The following is an 18,583-nucleotide window of genomic DNA, read 5'->3' on the forward strand; positions in this document are numbered from 1 at the left end:
ACCGGCAGGGTCGAGATCCTTGACTGCACCGAGCGCTCCCTGAGCGCTCAGCGATCTGAAGGAGAGCGCAATGACCGAGAACACCTCCGCCAGCACGCATGGCACGGACCAGGCAGAACCTGCCCCCGGGCGCCAGAACTCCGCAGCCCAGAGCCCGGCAGCCCAGAGCCCGCTGTTGACCGCGTTCGGCGCCACCACGGTGGAAGAGACCGTGGTGCAGAAACTCTCCGCGATCGCCGCCCGCGAGGTCCCCGGCGTGTACGCGATGGGCAACATCGCCCGGCGCACCCTCGACGCGATCTCCGAGCGCATCCCCGGCGCGCGCACCCAGGTCAGCGGCGGCGTCTCGGTGGAGAAGGGTGACCGTCAGACCGCCATCGACCTGACCGTGATCGTCGAGTACGGCGCATCCATCGTGGAGGTCACCGAGAACGTCCGGCGCAACGTCATCCGCGCCGTCGAGCACGGCACAGGGCTGGAGGTCGTGGAGGTCAACATCAGCGTGGCCGATGTGCACCTGCCCGAAGATGACGAACAGCCCCGGGAGATCGCTCCCGGGGCTCCCAGTCATTCGTCCCGGCGCGCTGCCGAGGTCAGAGGATCAATGGATCAGGAGCCGTAGCGGCCGGTCAGCAGCACGCCGCCGCCGTCGACTCCCTTGGCGCCCTGGACGAAGTCCAGACCGGCACCGGCCACCCGGGCCTCCTCGGGGCGGTAGGCGCTGACCTCACCCATCACCCAGGCGGTCTGGCCCGAGGCGGTCAGGTGAGCCAGGGTGTCGTCGGCCTTCTCGGCGGAGACCACAGCGATCATGCCCACGCCCAGGTTCAGCGTGCGCTCCAGGTCGGCCTGCGGGACCGAGCCAAGCCGCGCAATCAGCGAGAACACCGCGGGCCAGGACCAGGTCGAGCGGTCCACGGTCGCCATCAGCCCGGTGGGGAGCACACGCGCCAGGTTCGCCGCGAGACCACCGCCGGTGACATGGCTGAACCCGCGCACCGGGGCCTCGGGCGAGATCTCAGCCTCGGCGGGGTCGCCGTTGAGTGCGGTGACCAGGTCCAGACAGGGCGTGGTGTAGAGCCGGGTCGGTTCCAGCAGCTCCTGGCCCAGGGTGCGGCCGAACTCCTCGACCTCGCGCTCATAGCCCCAGCCGGCGGAAGAGACCACGCGGCGGACCAGCGAGTAGCCGTTCGAGTGGATGCCGGAGGAGGCCATGCCGATGATCACGTCACCAGCACGGACCCGCTCTGGGCCCAGCACGGCGGAGGCGTCGACGACGCCGGTGGCCGCGCCCGCGACGTCGTACTCATCGGCTGCCAGCAGTCCGGGGTGTTCGGCGGTCTCGCCGCCGATCAGAGCGGTGCCGGTCTCGGCGGCGGCCTTGGCGATGCCGGAGACCACCGCAGCGATCCGGGTGGGCTCCACCTTGCCTGTGGCGATGTAGTCGGTCATGAACAGCGGCTTCGCGCCCATGACCACGATGTCGTCGACGACCATGCCGACCAGGTCGAAGCCGATGGTGTCGTGGATGTCCATCGCCTGGGCGATGGCGACCTTGGTGCCGACCCCGTCGGTGGAGGTGGCCAGCAGCGGCCGGGGAAGCCGCTTGAGCTCGCTGGCGTCGTAGAGCCCGGCGAACCCGCCGACCCCGCCGATGACCTGTGGCGTGTGCGTAGCCTCGATGTGGGCCTTCATCAGCTCCACGGCGCGGTCGCCGGCCTCCACGTCGACGCCGGCGGAGGCATAGGTGATCGGAGCGCCGGAGTGGGAATCCGCGCTGGTGTGTTCAGAAGTCACTTCTTGGCCTCCGCGAGGGGGATCTCGTCGAGTTCGAATTCGGCATCGGGTCCTGGCTCGCAGCCACCGGCCGGAGTCAGGGTGGAATCGGCGGGCTGTTCCAGCAGCATCTTCCCGCGTCGGCTCTCCGGCGGCAGCTTGATCGGGTAGACCCCGGAGAAGCAGGCGGTGCACAGCGTGGAGCGCGGCTGCTGGGTGGCGGCGATCATCCCGTCCTCGGAGATGTAGGCCAGCGAATCTGCCCCCACCGCCTGGGTGATCTCGTCCATGGTGGCCCCGTTGGCGATCAGCTCGGCGCGGGAGGCGAAGTCGATGCCGTAGAAGCAGGGCCACTTCACCGGCGGGGAGGAGATCTTCACGTGGATCTCGGCGGCGCCGGCCTCCTTGAGCATCCGCACGATGGCGCGCTGGGTGTTGCCGCGCACGATCGAGTCATCGACGACCACCACGCGCTTGCCGCGGACCACGTGGTCCTGGACGTTGAGCTTGAGCCGGATGCCGAGCTGGCGCAGCGTCTGCGAGGGCTCGATGAAGGTCCGGCCCACATAGGCGTTCTTGATGAAGCCCAGCGCGAAGGGAAGCCCGGAGGCCTCGGCGTAGCCCACCGCCGCCGGGGTCCCGGATTCTGGGACCGGGATCACGATATCGGCGTCGTGGGTGTCCTCGCGGGCCAGCTGACGGCCCATCTCGACCCGCGACTCATAGACCGAGCGGCCGTTGATGTTCGCATCCGGGCGGGCCAGGTAGACATATTCGAAGACGCAGCGCGAAGGGGTCGCGGCGGCGAAGCGGTGGGAGCGCACGCCGTCGGAATCGATGGCGATCAGCTCCCCGGGCTCGATCTCGCGGATCACCGAGGCCCCCACGGTGGCCAGCGCCGACTGCTCGGAGGCGACCACCCAGCCGCGGGCCAGACGGCCCAGCACCAGCGGGCGCACGCCATGCGGGTCCCGGGCGGCATAGAGCGTGTTCTCATTCATGAACACCAGGCAGAACGCGCCCTCCAGGGTGGGCAGCAGGGCCATCGCCTGATCTTCGAGACTGTCCCCGGGCTGTTCCTTCAACAGCGCGGTGACCAGCGCGGTGTCGGTGGTGTTGCCCTGGTTGAGCTCGCCGAAGTCGGCTCGTCCGTGGCGTTCGATGATGCGGTCGCGCAGGTCCGCGGAGTTCGTGAGGTTGCCGTTGTGCCCCAGCGCGACGGTCCCGTGCGGGGTGTCCCCGAGGGTCGGCTGGGCGTTGGACCACTGGCTGGCTCCGGTGGTGGAGTATCGGCAGTGTCCGACGGCGATGTGCCCGGTCAGCGAGTTGAGCGTGGACTCGTCGAAGACCTGGGAGACCAGGCCGAGGTCCTTATAGACCCGGATGCTCTTGCCGTCGGAGGCAGCGATCCCGGCGGACTCCTGGCCGCGGTGCTGCAGCGCGTAGAGCCCGTAATAGGCCAGTTTGGAGACTTCCTCCCCGGGGGCCCAGACGCCGAAGACTCCGCATTCGTCCTGCGGCAGCGGGTCCTCGTCGAGGAGATTGAAGTTCAGCTGACCATCATTGTGGGCCATTCGCAGAAGTCCTCTCTGCAGAGTCGATCTTCTGCAGGTCATAAGTGCGGGTGCGCTTCCGTGAGCGCCAGTCGATGAAGAGCCAGGTCACGGCGCCCAGGGCCAACCCTGGCATCGCGAAGGCGACGGTGAGATATCCCAGCGAACCGCGGAGCGAATAGTCGTCCGCGGGGCCGGTGACCAGCACCACGACGACGGCGGCCACAACTGCCGCCAACACTCCTGCGATGAGGAAGGGGCTCAGCCTGGGGGTAGGACGAACGGTCACCTGCCGACGCTCCGACTCGCCCGTCTGCTCGCGTGAAGACATACCACCATGCTACCGGCCCAGCCTGGGTGCCGGGCACGTGGGAGCTGGTGCCCCGCGGTTCACCGGCGAAGTGGCAGCAGCGCCGAGAGGTCGGCGCGGGTGCCCGATGCGGAGATCCGCCCGGCGGCGCGTGCCGTCTCCCATCCGGTGACCCCGGTGGCGAGCTCCAACCAGTCCTGCGGGGCGAGCTCGACCACGTTCGGGGGAGTGCCCCGGGAATGGGAGGGGCCTTCGACGCACTGGGTCACCCCGAAGGGCGGGACCCGGACCTCCACGGAGTTCCCCGGAGCCACCTCGGCGAGCTCCTCGAGGCAATACCGCACAGCGGTGGCCACGGTCCGGCGGTCGGAGTCTCCTGACTCCCACGCGCGGACCGCGGCCATGCCGTCGACGGCGGTGATGCGACGTCGTGCCATGCTCAGCCGCTCATCTTCCGGCGATCTTGACCAGGCGCTTGTTGACGAACTCCGCCATGCCGTAGGGGCCGAGCTCGCGGCCCACGCCGGAGCGCTTCACGCCGCCGAAGGGCAGCTCGGCGGAGGTGCCGGCGGGCTCGTTGACGAAGACCATGCCGGTGTGGATCTGCTCGCCGATCCGCTGAGCGTGCTCGACGTCGGTGGCGAACACCGAGGCGGAGAGACCGTACTGGGTGTCGTTGGCCAGCTTCACGGCCTCTTCCTCATCGGCGACCTTGTAGACCATCGCCACCGGCCCGAAGAGCTCTTCGCCGTAGGCGCGCATCTCACGGGTGATACCGGTCAGCAGGGTGGGCTGGTACCAGGCGCCCCGGCGCTGGTCGAAGTCGCCGCCCAGGTGCAGGGTGGCGCCCTTCTCCACGGCGTCCTGGACCTGCTCGTGCAGATCCTCGGCGGCCTGGGCCGAGGACATCGGGCCGATGAAGGCCTCCTCGGAGAGCGGGTCGAGCAGCTTGATCTCGGACAGCGCCTGCTGGAACTGCTCGAGGAAATCGTCGTAGAACTCTGCCGGGACGATGACGCGCTTGGCGGCGTTGCAGGCCTGTCCGGCGTTGGCCATCCGGCCCTGCACGGCGCCCTTGACCGCTGCGGGCAGGATCTCGCGATCCAGGACCAGCAGCGGATCATTGCCGCCCAGCTCAAGGACGACCTTCTTGAGGTTCTCACCGGCGACGGCTGCGACCTTGGTGCCGGCCCGCTCGGAGCCGGTCAGCGAGATGCCCGCCACGCGGGGGTCCGGGATCACGATGTCTGCGAGCTGCGCGCTGGAGGCATACACGTTGGTGTAGGCGTGCTGCGGGAAGCCGGCATCGCGGAAGATCTGTTCCATCGCCGCCGCGGATTCGGGGCACTGCGAGGCGTGCTTGAGCATGATCGTGTTGCCGATCATCAGGTTCGGCACCGCGAAGCGGGCCACCTGGTAGTACGGGAAGTTCCAGGGCATGATGCCCAGCAGCACGCCGACGGGCCGGCTCTGCATGACGGCGCTTCCGTCTGGGGAGTCGGTGATCGGCTCATCGGCGAGGAACTCGGCACCGTGATCGGCGTAGTAATGGAAGATCGAGATCACGATGTCCAGCTCGGAGCGGGCCTGGGTCATCGGCTTGCCCATCTCGCGGGTGATGATCGTGGCCAGCTCGTCCTTGCGCTCTTCATAGATCGCCGCCGCGCGGCGCAGCAGGTCGGCGCGCTCGGAGAGCTCGGTCTTCGACCAGCTGGTAAAGGTCTCGGCGGCGTGATCGAGTGTCGCGCTCAGCTGATCGTCGGTGAGGGTGGCGAACTCCGCCTCGACCTCACCGGTGGCAGGGTTGGTGACTTTGTAGTCGGCCATGGAAATCTGTGCCTCGCTTGTCAGTGGTCGATCGGTGACCTGCCCGCCGAAGCGGCGGACTCCTCGACGCTATGACCCTGCGCGGTGCGGCACAAGCTGATCAGGCGCTGGGCCGGGTAGTTCACCAATACGCGAAACCGGGACGATGTGTGGAATAAAAACCCGGTTGGTGCTGGCACCCGTGCGCTTCAGTCGACGGGAGGCCTCAGAGGCGTTCGAGCAGCGCGGGGGCCAGGCGGATGCTGCCCACCTGCTCCGCGGCGAGTCCTCCGGTGATCGGCTTGACGATCTTGCGCAGCACCGGGCCCAGAGCGTCGAGCTCGATCACCCCGCGGGCGGCCAGCAGGCTCAGCGCGACAAGGTTCGTGGCGCGGGAGGATCCGTCGAGGACCTTGACCGCGGCGGCGGTGCCGTCCGGGGCCGCGACCACCAGGACGCCCTCGGCGCCGAGCTTCGCGGTCAGGCCCAGCTCTTCGAGCACCACGGTGTTGGCCTCGCCGCGGCCGTGCACCGCCCAGGGGTAGTCGAGCATCGCCTGGTTCACGGTGAACGCGTGGACCTCGGCGTCGCGGCGCGAGGTGGAGGCGGCCAGCTTGGAGAATCCGCGGGCCAGTCCGGTGAGTGAGAGCGCCGGGGCGGGGGCTCCGCAGCCGTCGATCCCGACCACGGTCGGCTCCTCGCCGCAGTATTCGGTGATCACGTCCATGATCACCCGCTGCAGCGGGTGGGAACGCTCGAGGTAGGTGTTGAGCCGCCAGCCGTTGGTCCGGGTGGCGGCGAGGAACGCGACATGCTTGCCGGAGCAGTTGAAGGCCAGCGGCGTCTCGGTCTTGCCGGCCTCCAGATGCACGCGCAGGTCATGGTTGCGGGAGGGCCAGGCCGACGGGCATTTCAGCGCCGACTCGTCCAGGCCCTCGGCGGCGAGGATGCTCGCGGCGAGCTCCTGGTGCTTGCGCGAGCCCACATGGGAGCCGCAGGCCAGGGCGACCGCCTCCGGTGAGATCAGCGCGCCGGAGCGCAGCGAGGCGATGGCCTGGAAGGGCTTCAGCGTGGAGCGCGGGAACATCAGCCGCTCGGGAGCGCCGATGGACTCCAGCACCGCACCGTCAGGTCCCACCACCACGGCGGAGCCGATGTGCCGGGACTCGACGACGCCGGCGCGGGTCACCACTGCCAGTTCGGCCGATTCCGCCACCGAGGCCGCGTGCAGGTCCTGCTGTTCGGCGGATCCGGGGAGGGGCGGCACCGAGGGTGCTTCGGCAGAGAGGCGCGCATCAGTCATGGGCTCAGTCTACGGAGTGAGGGCCGCGCGCGGCCGAGGCGGACCCGCGGGAGTCCGCCGTTCGATAGGCTGAGCGGCGTGAAGGTACTTGTAGTCGGCCCCGGAGGCCGCGAGCACGCCATCGTCCGAGCACTGCTGCGCGATGAAGCAGTCACCACCGTGGAGGCCGCGCCGGGCAACGCCGGCATCGCAGCGCAGGTCCGCTGCCACAGCGTCGACGCCCAGGACGGGGCCGCGGTGGCAGCGCTCGCCGTCGCCGGCGGCTTCGACCTGGTGGTCATCGGTCCCGAGGCGCCGCTGGCCGCAGGAGTGGCCGACGCCGTCCGCGAGGCCGGGATCCCGGCCTTCGGGCCCTCCGCTTCCGCCGCGCGGCTGGAAGCCTCCAAGGCCTTCGCCAAGGAGATCATGGCCGCCGCCGAGGTGCCCACCGCCGGAGCGGTGCACGTCAGCGACCTCGCCGCGGCGCAAGACGCCGTCGACCGGTTCGGCGCGCCCTATGTCGTCAAGGACGACGGGCTCGCCGCCGGCAAGGGTGTGGTGGTCACCGACGACCGCGCCGAGGCGCTGGCCCACGCCCAGGCCTGTTTCGCCGCCGGCGGCTCGGTGGTCATCGAGGAGTTCCTCGACGGACCCGAGGTCTCGCTCTTCGTCCTCTCAGACGGGGTGAACCTGGTGCCGCTGTCCCCGGCGCAGGACTTCAAACGCATCTTCAACGACGACGCCGGCCCCAACACCGGCGGCATGGGCGCCTACACCCCGCTGGACTGGTTGACCGGGTACACCGAGACCGACGCCGCCGGCGCCCAGCGCGACTTCGTGCAGATCGTGGTGGACACCGTCGCCGCCCCGACCCTGGCCGAGATGTCCCGCCGCGGCACCCCCTTCGTCGGGGTGCTCTACTGCGGGCTGGCCGTCACCTCCCGCGGGGTCCGGGTCATCGAGTTCAACGCCCGCTTCGGCGACCCCGAGACCCAGGCGGTGCTCGAACGCCTGGCCACACCGCTGGGTCAGCTGCTGCTGGACTGCGCCACCGGCTCGCTCGGCCGCGCCCGCACCCTTGACTGGGCGCAGGGCTACGCCGCCGACGTTGTGATGGCCGCGGAGAACTACCCGGAGACCCCGCGCAGGGGTGACGTGATCACCGGCACCGCGCAGGCCGAGAACCTCGACGGCGTGGCAGTGCTGCACGCCGGCACCGCCGCAGACGACCAGGGCCGGCTGACCACCAACGGCGGGCGGGTGCTCGCCGTCGTCGGCACCGGTGACTCGCTGGCTGAGGCCGTGCAGCGCGCCTACGCCGGGGTGCAGGAGATCTCCTGGGAGGGCGAGCAGCACCGCACCGACATCGCCGCGAAGGCGCTCGCCGGAGAGATCCAGCTCCGCAGTGACGTCCAGCTCCGCAGTGACGTCCAGCTGGACGCGGGACCGAGCGAGTCGGCCGCGCGCCTCCCGGTGCACCCCGCCGGCGAAACAGCCGACCAGTCAGCCGAAGACCTGCCCGGCTGGGTGCACGTGTCCTCCGGGAAGGTCCGCGAGCTCTACCGGCCCGCCCCCGGATCCCCCTGGGACGGTCAGGACGTGATCCTGATGGTCGCCAGCGACCGGATCAGCGCCTACGACCACGTGCTCTCCAGCCCCATCCCCGACAAGGGCATCATCCTCACCCAGCTCAGCCTGTGGTGGTTCGATCAGCTCGAGGCCGCCGGGATCTCGCATCACGTGGTCTCGGTCGAGGTGCCCGAAGCTGTCGCCGGGCGCGCGATGATCTGCCGGAACCTGCAGATGATCCAGGCCGAATGCATCGCCCGCGGCTACCTCACCGGGTCCGGGCTCGCCGATTACCGGGAGACCGGCGGCGTGACCGGGCTGGTGCTGCCGGAGGGCCTCACCGACGGCTCCGCGCTGCCCGAGCCGATCTTCACCCCGTCCTCGAAGGCCGCCCAGGGTGATCACGACGAGAACATCAGCTTCGAGACGCTCACCGAGACCGTGGGCGTGCAGGTGGCGACGCAGCTGCGCGACGCGACGCTGCGGATCTACGTCTTGGCCGAGGAGATCTGCCGCGAGGCCGGGGTGATCCTGGCGGACACCAAGCTCGAGTTCGGCTTCGACCCCGGCGGCGCGCTCACCGTGGCCGATGAGGTCCTGACCCCTGACTCATCACGCTTCTGGCCCGCCGAGAGCTGGGAGCCCGGGGCGGCACAGCCCTCCTTCGACAAGCAGTTCGTCCGCGACTGGCTGACCTCGGCCGCGTCCGGATGGGACCGCAGCGCCGGGCAGGCACCGCCGGCGCTTCCGCAGGAGGTCATCGGCGCCACACGACAGCGCTACCTGGACGCCTACCAGCGCCTCACCGGGACCGAACTGGTCTTCTGACCCCTGGGGCTGCCCGACTCGGGGGCATCGACCCTGGGATTCCGCTCCTGGGGCTGCGCACCTCAGGGAGCTGTGTTCAGCGGTCGGTGCACTGCCCGGTGGAGACGGTCTCGGAGTAGCGATCCGGATCGGTCAGCACATCCCCGGCCTGGTCCGCGGTGATCGCGAAGCCGACGTTGCTGCCCTCCACGGCGCGGGCGAACACGACGCCGGCCACGTCCCCGGCCCGATCGATCAACGGCCCGCCCGAGTTGCCCTGCCGGACATCGGCGCTGAGCTGGAAGATCTCCAGGGTGCTCGGCGAGCTGCCGTAGATGTTGTTCACCTGGGAGACGTCGCGCGCCTGGATCACCGCGCTGCCCGCGGAGAACGGCCCGCCCGCGGGGTATCCCATCACGTAGCCCGAATCTCCGACGTCGACCCCCTCGCTCATCTGAAGCGGCGCCACATCGAGGCCGTCCACTGCGATCAGGGCCAGGTCGGAGGCGGGATCGAAGTGCACCGCGCGGCCGGTGAGCACCTCGCCGTCCGGCATCTCCACCGCAGGCTCGGCCACACCGGCGATGACATGGGCGTTGGTCACCACCCGGGTGGGGGAGACGGCGAAGCCGGACCCCGACTGGGACTGCCCACACTGCTCCGCGACCCCGGTGATCCTCCCCACCGAGGCGGCGGAGGCGACGCCGGCGTCATTGAGGTCCTGGTTCTCCGGCAGCTCCGCAGGCTCGGGCACCAGCTGTGCGAGCTCCGGGATGTCGGAGTCCAGCACCGCGGAGCGGACCTGGGCGAACCAGGACTCTGCCTGATCGGGCACCGCGGAGTCGACGGTGCTCAGCACGGTGGACTGCTTCATCGCCTGGTTCACTGCGGGGAAGCCCATGGCGGAGATCGAGAAGGAGAGCAGCGCGATCACGAACACGGCGACCACCACGTTGACGACACCGCCGACCAGCGAGCTCAGGCCGCGCACCGCGCGGGACTTGAACATCCTCTGGATCTCGGCCCCGGCGGCGGATCCCAGCCCGTGCCCGGCGGCCACCAGCACGATGGCGGCGGCGAGCACCGCGATCACCCGCCAGAGCGGATCAGGGACCCAGGATGCGACCAGCGGGATCGCGAAGAACGCCGCGGTCGCGCCGATGAGGAATCCGAAGACACCGCCGAGGGTGGCCCAGACGCCCCTGCGCAGGCCTGCGATGAGGAAGCCCAGAAGCACCACCACCAAGATCACGTCGAGTATGGTGATTCCCATCGGTGGCGGGCTCCTTATGGTTCAGGGGGATCGTGGCTCTGCGGTTCGGGACTGCTGCTCTGGGACCGCTGGGCCTGGCTGTCGGCCGACGGAATCGGTCCCCAAAGAATGACATAGAATCCCTGGCCGCTTGCTGAACGTTTCCGCACGTCGAGGCGAACTGGTAACTTCTAAGCAACGAGACTCTGTTTATCTCACACATCCAGGAAGAACGGATCGCCCATGGACCTTGAAGTACTGCGCCGCGCACCGCTGTTCGCCACGCTCGACGACGACGTCTTCAGCGCCCTCATCAAAGAGCTCAACGAGGTCGACCTGTCCCGCGGGTCATCCGTCTTCCACGAGGGTGACCAGGGTGATCAGCTGTACTTCATCATCTCCGGCAAGATCAAGCTGGGACGCACCACCCCGGACGGCCGTGAGAACCTGCTTGCAGTCCTCGGCCCGGGCGAGATCTTCGGCGAGATGGCGCTGTTCAACCCCGCGCCACGCACCGCCACGGCGACTGCCGTGTCCGAGACGCGACTGGCCGGCCTGCGCCATGACAGCCTGCGCAACGTCATCACCACCAACCCAGAGGTCTCGGTGCAGCTGCTCCAGGCCCTGGCCAAGCGGCTGACCCGGACCAACGAGTCCCTCGCGGACCTCGTCTTCTCCGACGTCCCCGGACGCGTCGCCAAGGCGCTGCTGGACCTGGCTGACCGCTTCGGCCGCCCGGCTCCGGACGGCGTGCTGGTGGCGCACGAGCTCACCCAGGAGGAGCTGGCCCAGCTGGTCGGCGCCTCCCGCGAGACCGTGAACAAGGCGCTGGCCGAGTTCGTCCAGCGCGGCTGGCTGCGCCTGGAGGCGCGCGCCGTGGTGATCCTGGACATCCAGCGGATCCGCCAGCGCTCCCGCTGAGCCGAACCCGCTGGTCTCCACCAGCACTGATCCCAGACATAGAAGGAGCGCCCGGCGAATCGCCGGGCGCTCCTTCTATGTCTGCGCCTGATCTGCGCCTGATCTGCGCCTGATCTGCGGGTGACGCTCGGAGGCTACTCCCCGGTGACCCGTGAGGGCGGATAGAAGCGGAGGAACTTGCGCACCAGGGAGGCCTGCGCGGCCAGCAGGAGCGCCACCCGGCGCGGGCTGCGATCAGCCGCGTAGAAGAACGGGTTCCGCGCACCGCCCGAGCGCAGGATCCCTGCGACCCGGCGTCGTCGCTGCGGGTCAGAGACATACCGGCCGGCCAGCCAGCCCGGCAGCACGGTGTAGACCGTCTCCTGCTGATCCTCCACGCGGGATGTGTCGCCATCGGCTGAGAGCTCGCCGCGGATGAAGTCCCGCACGTAGTACTCCACCGGGTTGTTGCCCGCCCCGGTGATGTAGTAGCTGGAGCGACCCAGCCGGGGATTGAGCTCGAAGAACTTCGTCTTTCCGTCGCGCGGATCGAATTTCAGGTCGAAGTTCGCGTAACCCACCCAACCCAGCTCGGTGAGCAGCTTCTGCGCCTGATCCACCGCTTCGGAGTTCTTCGTGGTGAGGATCACCGAAGGGTTGCCCAGCGCGGCGGGGGAGTGATCCTCCACCACGGTCTCGCCCCAGGAGGCGAAGCGGATCACCGAGTTCTGATCGGCGTAGCAGGTCAGCACCCGCATGTTCTGGTCATCGCCCGGGACCTCCTCCTGCACCACGAAGCTCGCCCGGTACCCGGCCGCGTGGACCTTGGCGAAGAGATCGGCCAGATCCTCGGAAGTCTCCACCCGGTGCACCTTGTGCTTGCCCTCGAACTCGGTCCAATACCAGGCCGTGACATCAGCAGGCTTCGCCCATACCGGAAAGCTGAGATCCAGCGGGAGCTGGGTGTCCAGAGCGGCGCCGAAGTCCACCACCCGGGTGACCGGGTGATCCACGCCGAGCCTCTCGGCCAGCGCGGTGAAGTTGTCCTTGACGGTGGCCGCGTCGAAACGGGCCCGGTCCACATAGGGCACGACGACGTCGTCGCCCAGGTCCTCAGGGTGTGCCTCGCGCAGCTCGATGATCGCCTGCACGGTGGAGTCGATCGCGCCCAGCAACAGGATCGGGATCCCCTGATCGCGCAGCCGCCGGATCGGTGCGAGGTTCAGCCCGGTGCGCACATGCTCCATCACCGTGCCGTTCTCGATCTCCAGGTGGGTGATGATCTTCGAATGCGCGATCATCCACATCTGGTGCTTCGAGAGCACCAGCGACGTGATGCCGTAGGCCTCATGGAAGGCCCGTGCTGCGCCATAGGCTCCGGCGTCGCCGCCGATGATCACCGGGGCGAAGCCGACGGCGGCCCAGCGGCGCTCCTGGTCCTGCCAGCGTCTGTCCTGGGTGAAGACCGGGGAGGCCTCAGCGGACATGGGCGATGAGGTCGACTTCCACCGGGGTGTCCAGCGGCAGCACCGACACGCCCACGGCGCTGCGGGCATGCTGCCCGGCGTCGCCGAAGGCCGCACCGAGCAGCTCCGAGGCGCCGTTGAGCACCTTGGGCTGACCGGTGAAGCTCGGAACCGAGGCGACGAAGCCGCCCACCTTGGCGATCCGGGTGATCCGGTCGAGATCACCCACGGCCGCCTTCAGCGCGCCGATGCAGTTCAGCGCACACTGCCGGGCGAGCTCGTAGGCCTGGTCTTCGGAGACCTCGGCGCCGACCTTGCCGGTCAACGGCAGCGCGCCGTCGACGAAGGGCAGCTGCCCAGAGACGTAGACCACGCCGTCGGCGATGACCGCCGGCTGATAGGAGGCGACCGGGGGGACCACCTCGGGAACGCTCAGGCCGAGTTCGGCCAGGCGCGCTTCAACTGCAGAGATCTGCTCAGCCATGGTGTGTGACTCAGTTCCGCGGCCGCTTGAGGTAGGCCACGGGGGCGTTGCCCTCCGGGCCGGGAAGCACGGTGACCAGCTCCCAGCCGTCCTCGCCCCACTGGTCCAGGATGCCCTTGGTGTTGTGGATGATCAGCGGAATCGTCGCGTATTCCCATTGGGTCTCAGATGCACTCATATTCTCAGACTAACGGACGCCCGCCGGGACCAAGAAGAGCCCGCCCAGATCCGCGTGACGTCACCTCGCGCAGGCGCACAGAGCGTGCCGCTAAGATGAAGCCCATGGCGTCACGTAAATCCCCCCTGTTTGATACTGCCACCACGGTCGGCAAGATCATGTCCTTCCTGGGCGTGAGTGCTCTCTGCGGCCTGCTGGCAGCAGGGCTGATCTTCCCGCTGGCGGCCTCCGGCGGCGCCGCCGCGGCCGCCGGCACAGACATCCTCGAAGACATCCCCGCCGAGCTGGCGGAGGAGCCGCTCAGCGTGCCCTCCTACATCTATGCCTCCGACGGCACAGAGCTGGCGACCTTCTATGCGGAGAACCGGCAGCCGGTCGCGCTGGAGGACATCTCCCAGGAGATGATCGACGCCATCATCGCGATCGAGGACGAGCGCTTCTATGAGCACGGCGGCGTCGACCCCCGCGGCTTGTCCCGTGCGCTGGTGCACAACGCCACTTCTGATACCCAGCAGGGCGCCTCGACGATCACCCAGCAGTACGTGAACAACATGCTGATCAACGCGGTGGTGATCAGCGGCGAGGGCCGCCTGACCATCTCCGGCACCGGCGAGAAGACCTACGCCGACAAGCTGCGCGAGATGAAGCTCGCCGTCGCGGTCGAGCAGGAGATGACCAAGGACGAGATCCTCGAGGGCTACCTGAACATCGTGCTCCTCGGTGGCCGCACCTACGGCGTCGAGGCCGCCGCCCAGTACTACTGGGGCATCCCGGCCTCCGAGCTCGACGTGGCCCAGTCCGCAGTCCTGGCCGGCATGGTGCAGTCACCGAACGGCTACAACCCCGAGGTCTTCCCCGAAGCCTCCCAGGCCCGCCGGGACATCGTGCTCGGCTCGATGCTCGACGAGGAACTCATCACCCAGGAGGAATACGACGAGGCCCTCGGCTCCGGGCTCGGCCTGGATGTCAACCGCGAAGAGGTCGGCTGCGTCTCCGCCAGCATGGCTGCCTACTTCTGTGACTACGTGCGTCGCGAGATCCTGGCCAGCGACACCTTCGGCCCCGATGAGGCTGCCCGCGAAGAGCTGCTCGACCGCGGTGGACTCCGGATCACCACCACGCTGGACCCGGACGCCCAGACCGCCGCAGAGGAGGGCGTCATGGAGACCGTTCCCGCGGATGACAGCTCCGGTGCCGGTGCCGCTATCTCTTCGGTGGAGCCAGGCACCGGCAACATCCTCGCCATGGCGCAGAACCGCAACTTCACTCCCGAACAGGGTGACGGCAACACCACGCTGAACTACAACGTCGACGCCGAGGACGGCGGTGGAAACGGCTTCCAGCCCGGATCCTCGCTGAAGCCCTTCGTCGTCGCGGCGTACCTCGAAGAAGGCGGCGAGACCGACGACGTCGTCGATGCCTCCGTCGATGAATGGGGTGACACTGCGCGCTGGGAGGCCAGCTGCCTCGAGCGCGGCTACACCACTTCGGATCAGGACTGGAGCGTCGGCAACGTCGAGGAAGACTCCAATCGCCGGATGACCATCGACTATGGCGTCTACTTCTCGGTGAACACTGCGACCCTGGCCACCGCGGCGGACATGGACCTCTGCGCCATCACCGATCTCACCGACCGCTTGGGCGTCCACCGGGCGACCGATACCAGCCAGGGGCTCTCTCCGCAGAACCCCTCGTTCGTGCTGGGCACCGACGAGATCGCTCCCCTGACTCAGGCCGCCGCCTATGCCGCCTTCGCCGCCGACGGGACCTTCTGCGAGCCCCGCGCGATCCTCGAGGTCACCGACACCCATGGCAACGAGTACGACGTCCCCGAGGCCAACTGTGAGCAGGTCGTCGACGAGGACATCGTCGCGCAGGTCAACGACATCACCATCAACATCGCCGAGGGCACCATCGCCGCAGGCGACCCGCCGTTCCCGATGGCTGGCAAGACCGGCACCACCGACGAGGCGGCCCACACCTGGTTCGTCGGCTACTCCTCGGGTGTGTCCACCGCAAGCTGGATCGGCAACCCCGAGAGCAACCAGGGCTACCGTGGGCGCACCGTCGCCGGTGAGTTCTACGAAGAGTTCTTCGGCTCCACCCTGGCGGCCCCGATGTGGCTGGAGTACATGGAACAGGTCGGGGACGACTATGACACCTCCGACTTCCGCGAGGCCGATGACTCCCCGTTCGAGGACCGGCGCGACCGCGCCCGGTATCGCGACGGCGGCACCGTGTCCGAGGGTGGAGACCCCGGCACCGACGGTTCCGCCGCTGACCTCGACGACGATTCCGACGGCGGAGACTCCGACAACAACGACAGGAACAACGACAGCAACAACGACAGCAACAACGGCGGCTCCAACAACGGCGGCGGAGACGACAACTGAGCGCCACCGCATCCCTGAAGGTGGTGGGCCTGGGCGTCAATGACTTCCGGACCCGCCACGTGACCGTGCCGCTGCGCGCCGGGGCAGGGCTTCGCATCCTGCACATCTCAGACATCCACTACGTCCCGGGCCAGCGCAAGAAGTTCGCCTGGCTGCAGTCGCTGGCGGACCTGAAGCCCGACCTGGTCATCAACACCGGTGACAACCTCTCCCACCCGGACGCCGTGGGCGAGGTCCTCCAGGCGCTGGAGCCGCTGCGCCGGTTCCCCGGAGTCTTCGTGGGGGGATCCAACGACTACTACGCGCCCACCTGGAAGAACCCGCTGCGTTACTTCCGCGGCCCCTCCAGTCTGGATGCGCACCCCAAGGAGCTGGACTGGCAGCGCCTCTTCGGCGGCTTCGAATCCAGCGGCTGGAAGAACCTGAACAACCAGACCGCCCAGCTGACCGTGGCCGGACGGCCCCTGGCCTTCTCCGGAGTGGATGATCCGCATATCGCCCGAGACGAGTTCCAGGGCTGGCCCGCGCCCGGGGAGTCGGTCCAGGAGCAGGGCTCGATCCCCGATCCGCTGCGCATCGGTCTGGCCCACGCCCCGGTCTCCGCGGCGCTGGCCACACTGGCCGGCAGCGGAGCCGAGCTGATCCTCGCCGGCCACACCCACGGCGGACAGGTCTGCCTGCCCGGCGGGCGCGCGCTGGTGACCAACTGCGACCTGCCGCGGCCCCAGGCCAAGGGTCTGAGCTCGGTGCAGGTGCCGGCGCAGTCGGTGCCGGGCCAGCCGGGGGAGCCTGCCCGGCAGGTCCCGCTCCACGTCTCAGCGGGCATCGGAACCTCCCGCACAGCCCCGGTGCGGCTGTTCTGCCCGCCCGAGGCCACACTCATTGAAGTTCAGCACGAAACGACATAGATTAGTTGCTTGATGCAACGAGCTGCAGGAGTTGAGATGACTGAGTCCCCCGGGCGCAGTCGTACGCTCTGGCAGGCCCTGGCCCGGCTCGGGCCCTACCTCGAAGGCCTCAAGCTGCGCTGGACCCTGGGTCTGATCGCGGCGATCGGCGCCGGCGTCGTCGCACTGTCCATCCCGCAGGTGCTTCAGGTCCTGGTGAACTCCCTACTGGATGACAACGCAGAGGTCAGCGCCGTCTGGACCGCGGGTGCGGTGATCCTCGGGCTGGGCGTGCTGGAGGCTGGGCTGGTCTACCTGCGCCGATTCTTCGTGATCCCGCCGGCCTCGGACGCCGAGACCTCCATGCGGACGCGGCTCTTCGACAAGCTCCAGGACCTCTCCGCGTCCTTCCATTCGGCATGGGGTGCCGGACAGCTCCAGTCCCGCGCGATCGCCGACCTGAACCTGCTGCGCCGCTGGTTCGCGTTCGGCTCGCTGATGCTCATCACCTCGGTGGTCAGCCTGCTGGTGGGCTTCACCCTGATGGCCACGCTCTCCCCGCTGCTGGCGGTGGTCTTCCTCGGCGCCGCGCTGCCGATCATGATCATCGGACCGCGGTTCCGGAAGAAGTTCGTGCACTACTCGCGCGCCTCGCAGGACCAGGCCGGAGATGTGGCCACCAAGGTCGAAGAATCGGTCCACGGGATCCGCGTGCTGAAGGCTTTCGGCCGCGGAGACTATGCCCAGGAGGGCTTCACCGAGGAGGCCGACGAGCTGCGCGACCTCGAGGTCTCCAAGGCCCGCACGCTGGCGAAGTTCCTGATGGCCATGGTGATCCTGCCCGAGGGCATCCTCGGACTGTGCCTGCTGATCGGGCTCTGGCAGGTCGCGAACCAGGAGACCACCGGTGTGACCATCGGTGCCCTGGCCGCGTTCTTCGCCACCGCCGCGGTGCTCAAGGGTCCGATCGAAGGCGTAGGCATGATGCTGGGGATGACCTTCACCGCGAAGACCGCGATCGACCGGCACGCCGACGTGATGGACACCGCCACCGAGATCACCTCACCCCACGCGCCTGTGGTGGCCCCGGAGCGCGGCGTGCTGGAGTTCGACGACGTGCACTTCCGCTACCCCGACACCAAGGCCGGGGACCGTGACCTGATCGACGGGGTCACCCTGCAGGTCCGGCCCGGAGAGACCATGGCGCTGGTCTCCGCCACCGGCGGGGGCACCTCCACGCTGCTGAACCTGATCCCCAGGCTCTACGAGACCACCGGCGGCGCCATCCGGATCGACGGGGTGGACGTGAAGGACTACAGCCTCGCAGACCTGCGCTCACGGATCGGCGTCGCCTTCGAGGACCCGATCCTGTTCTCCACCTCGGTGAAGTCCAATGTGCTGCTGGGCACCTCACACCTGCGCGACGTCGACGACCCGCAGCACCCGCACCGTGACGCCGCACCTGCGCCAGATCAGCTCGACGAGGTGCTGCGCCGGACGTTGATCACGGCCGACGCAGAATTTGTGGAGACCCTGCCCCAGGGTGTGGACACCCCGGTCGGTGAGGAGGGGCTCAGCCTCTCCGGCGGCCAGCGCCAGCGCCTGGCGCTGGCCCGCGCGATCGCCTCCGCGCCTTCTGTGCTGCTGCTCGATGATCCGCTCTCCGCCCTCGATGTCCGCACCGAGGAGGCCGTGACGCACCGGCTGCGCGAGGTGCTGAACCGGACCACCACGCTGATCGTCGCGCACCGCCCCTCCACCGTCGCTATGGCGGACCGGGTGGCGCTGCTCGAGCACGGGCGGATCAGCGACGTCGGCACCCACTCGGAGCTGCTGGAGCGCAGCCGGGCCTATCGCGAGGTCATGAGCGCCAGCGTTCGTCCCGTCAGTGCCGAGGAGGTGCTCGGCCGTGAGTGAAGC

16 protein-coding genes are annotated in these 18,583 nt (G+C 68.8%); 6 read left to right on the top strand and 10 right to left on the bottom strand.

Features of this window, described 5'->3' with window-relative positions:
• The first annotated feature begins 70 nt into the window (after window positions 1-70).
• A complete protein-coding gene (locus tag LTI14_RS12095) occupies window positions 71-622 on the top strand; it encodes an Asp23/Gls24 family envelope stress response protein (protein ID WP_241476673.1) in 552 nt (183 codons plus the stop codon).
• Here LTI14_RS12095 and purM read toward each other — a convergent pair.
• The 6 genes from purM to LTI14_RS12125 all read right to left on the bottom strand — a co-directional run bounded on the left by purM (window position 610) and on the right by LTI14_RS12125 (window position 6,748).
• The gene (gene purM / locus LTI14_RS12100) at window positions 610-1,797 is read right to left on the bottom strand and encodes a phosphoribosylformylglycinamidine cyclo-ligase (RefSeq protein WP_241476674.1); all 1,188 of its coding nucleotides are present in this window, start codon (window positions 1,795-1,797) and stop codon (window positions 610-612) included. The two genes, LTI14_RS12095 and purM, sit on opposite strands and share 13 nt — an antisense overlap.
• A complete protein-coding gene (gene purF / locus LTI14_RS12105) occupies window positions 1,794-3,350 on the bottom strand; it encodes an amidophosphoribosyltransferase (RefSeq protein WP_241465942.1) in 1,557 nt (518 codons plus the stop codon). The genes purM and purF overlap by 4 nt, the downstream gene beginning before the upstream one ends.
• Window positions 3,337-3,660 (bottom strand): hypothetical protein, encoded by a 324-nt coding sequence (locus LTI14_RS12110; protein ID WP_241465944.1) that lies wholly within the window; start codon window positions 3,658-3,660, stop codon window positions 3,337-3,339. The genes purF and LTI14_RS12110 overlap by 14 nt, the downstream gene beginning before the upstream one ends.
• Window positions 3,661-3,719: 59 nt before the next feature.
• Window positions 3,720-4,076 (bottom strand): sterol carrier family protein, encoded by a 357-nt coding sequence (locus LTI14_RS12115; RefSeq protein WP_241471178.1) that lies wholly within the window; start codon window positions 4,074-4,076, stop codon window positions 3,720-3,722.
• A gap of 10 nt (window positions 4,077-4,086) precedes the next feature.
• Entirely contained in the window at window positions 4,087-5,466 is a 1,380-nt protein-coding gene (locus LTI14_RS12120; RefSeq protein ID WP_241476675.1) for an NAD-dependent succinate-semialdehyde dehydrogenase, read from the bottom strand.
• Between the two features lie 205 nt (window positions 5,467-5,671).
• On the bottom strand, window positions 5,672-6,748 hold the full coding sequence (locus LTI14_RS12125) for an asparaginase (RefSeq protein WP_241465950.1): 1,077 nt from the start codon (window positions 6,746-6,748) through the stop codon (window positions 5,672-5,674).
• Between the two features lie 78 nt (window positions 6,749-6,826).
• On the opposite strand from LTI14_RS12125, the gene purD reads away from it, so the two are divergent.
• On the top strand, window positions 6,827-9,124 hold the full coding sequence (gene purD / locus LTI14_RS13290) for a phosphoribosylamine--glycine ligase (RefSeq protein ID WP_241476676.1): 2,298 nt from the start codon (window positions 6,827-6,829) through the stop codon (window positions 9,122-9,124).
• Window positions 9,125-9,200: 76 nt separating this feature from the next.
• Here purD and LTI14_RS12135 read toward each other — a convergent pair whose 3' ends face one another.
• A complete protein-coding gene (locus LTI14_RS12135; RefSeq protein WP_241471175.1) occupies window positions 9,201-10,376 on the bottom strand; it encodes a MarP family serine protease in 1,176 nt (391 codons plus the stop codon).
• Between the two features lie 222 nt (window positions 10,377-10,598).
• Between LTI14_RS12135 and LTI14_RS12140 the strand changes: the two genes are divergently transcribed.
• Window positions 10,599-11,276, top strand: a complete 678-nt coding sequence (locus LTI14_RS12140; RefSeq protein WP_036477681.1) for a Crp/Fnr family transcriptional regulator — start codon at window positions 10,599-10,601, stop codon at window positions 11,274-11,276.
• A gap of 134 nt (window positions 11,277-11,410) precedes the next feature.
• Here the strand turns inward: LTI14_RS12140 and LTI14_RS12145 are convergent, their stop codons facing one another.
• The 3 genes from LTI14_RS12145 to LTI14_RS12155 are packed head-to-tail and all read right to left on the bottom strand — an operon-like array spanning window position 11,411 to window position 13,383.
• Entirely contained in the window at window positions 11,411-12,742 is a 1,332-nt protein-coding gene (locus LTI14_RS12145; protein WP_241471174.1) for a carboxylate--amine ligase, read from the bottom strand.
• Window positions 12,732-13,205 carry a RidA family protein gene (locus tag LTI14_RS12150; protein ID WP_241471173.1) on the bottom strand — a complete coding sequence of 158 codons (474 nt, stop codon included), beginning with the start codon at window positions 13,203-13,205 and terminating at the stop codon, window positions 12,732-12,734. The genes LTI14_RS12145 and LTI14_RS12150 overlap by 11 nt, the downstream gene beginning before the upstream one ends.
• A 10-nt stretch (window positions 13,206-13,215) precedes the next feature.
• Window positions 13,216-13,383: a hypothetical protein gene (locus tag LTI14_RS12155; RefSeq protein WP_166645872.1), complete on the bottom strand. Its 168-nt coding sequence runs from the start codon at window positions 13,381-13,383 to the stop codon at window positions 13,216-13,218.
• Between the two features lie 104 nt (window positions 13,384-13,487).
• Between LTI14_RS12155 and LTI14_RS12160 the strand changes: the two genes are divergently transcribed.
• From LTI14_RS12160 to LTI14_RS12170, 3 genes are read left to right on the top strand one after another with little or no spacing between them, the layout of a single operon-like run.
• Window positions 13,488-15,776 carry a transglycosylase domain-containing protein gene (locus LTI14_RS12160; RefSeq protein ID WP_241476677.1) on the top strand — a complete coding sequence of 763 codons (2,289 nt, stop codon included), beginning with the start codon at window positions 13,488-13,490 and terminating at the stop codon, window positions 15,774-15,776.
• Between the two features lie 23 nt (window positions 15,777-15,799).
• Window positions 15,800-16,684, top strand: coding sequence for a metallophosphoesterase (locus tag LTI14_RS12165; protein WP_241476678.1), 885 nt, complete (start codon window positions 15,800-15,802; stop codon window positions 16,682-16,684).
• 36 nt (window positions 16,685-16,720) lie between these two features.
• Window positions 16,721-18,580: an ABC transporter ATP-binding protein gene (locus tag LTI14_RS12170; RefSeq protein WP_241476679.1), complete on the top strand. Its 1,860-nt coding sequence runs from the start codon at window positions 16,721-16,723 to the stop codon at window positions 18,578-18,580.
• Window positions 18,581-18,583: the final 3 nt, after the last annotated feature.

This window comes from Nesterenkonia sp. YGD6, assembly GCF_022565895.1.
Taxonomy (GTDB): domain Bacteria; phylum Actinomycetota; class Actinomycetes; order Actinomycetales; family Micrococcaceae; genus Nesterenkonia.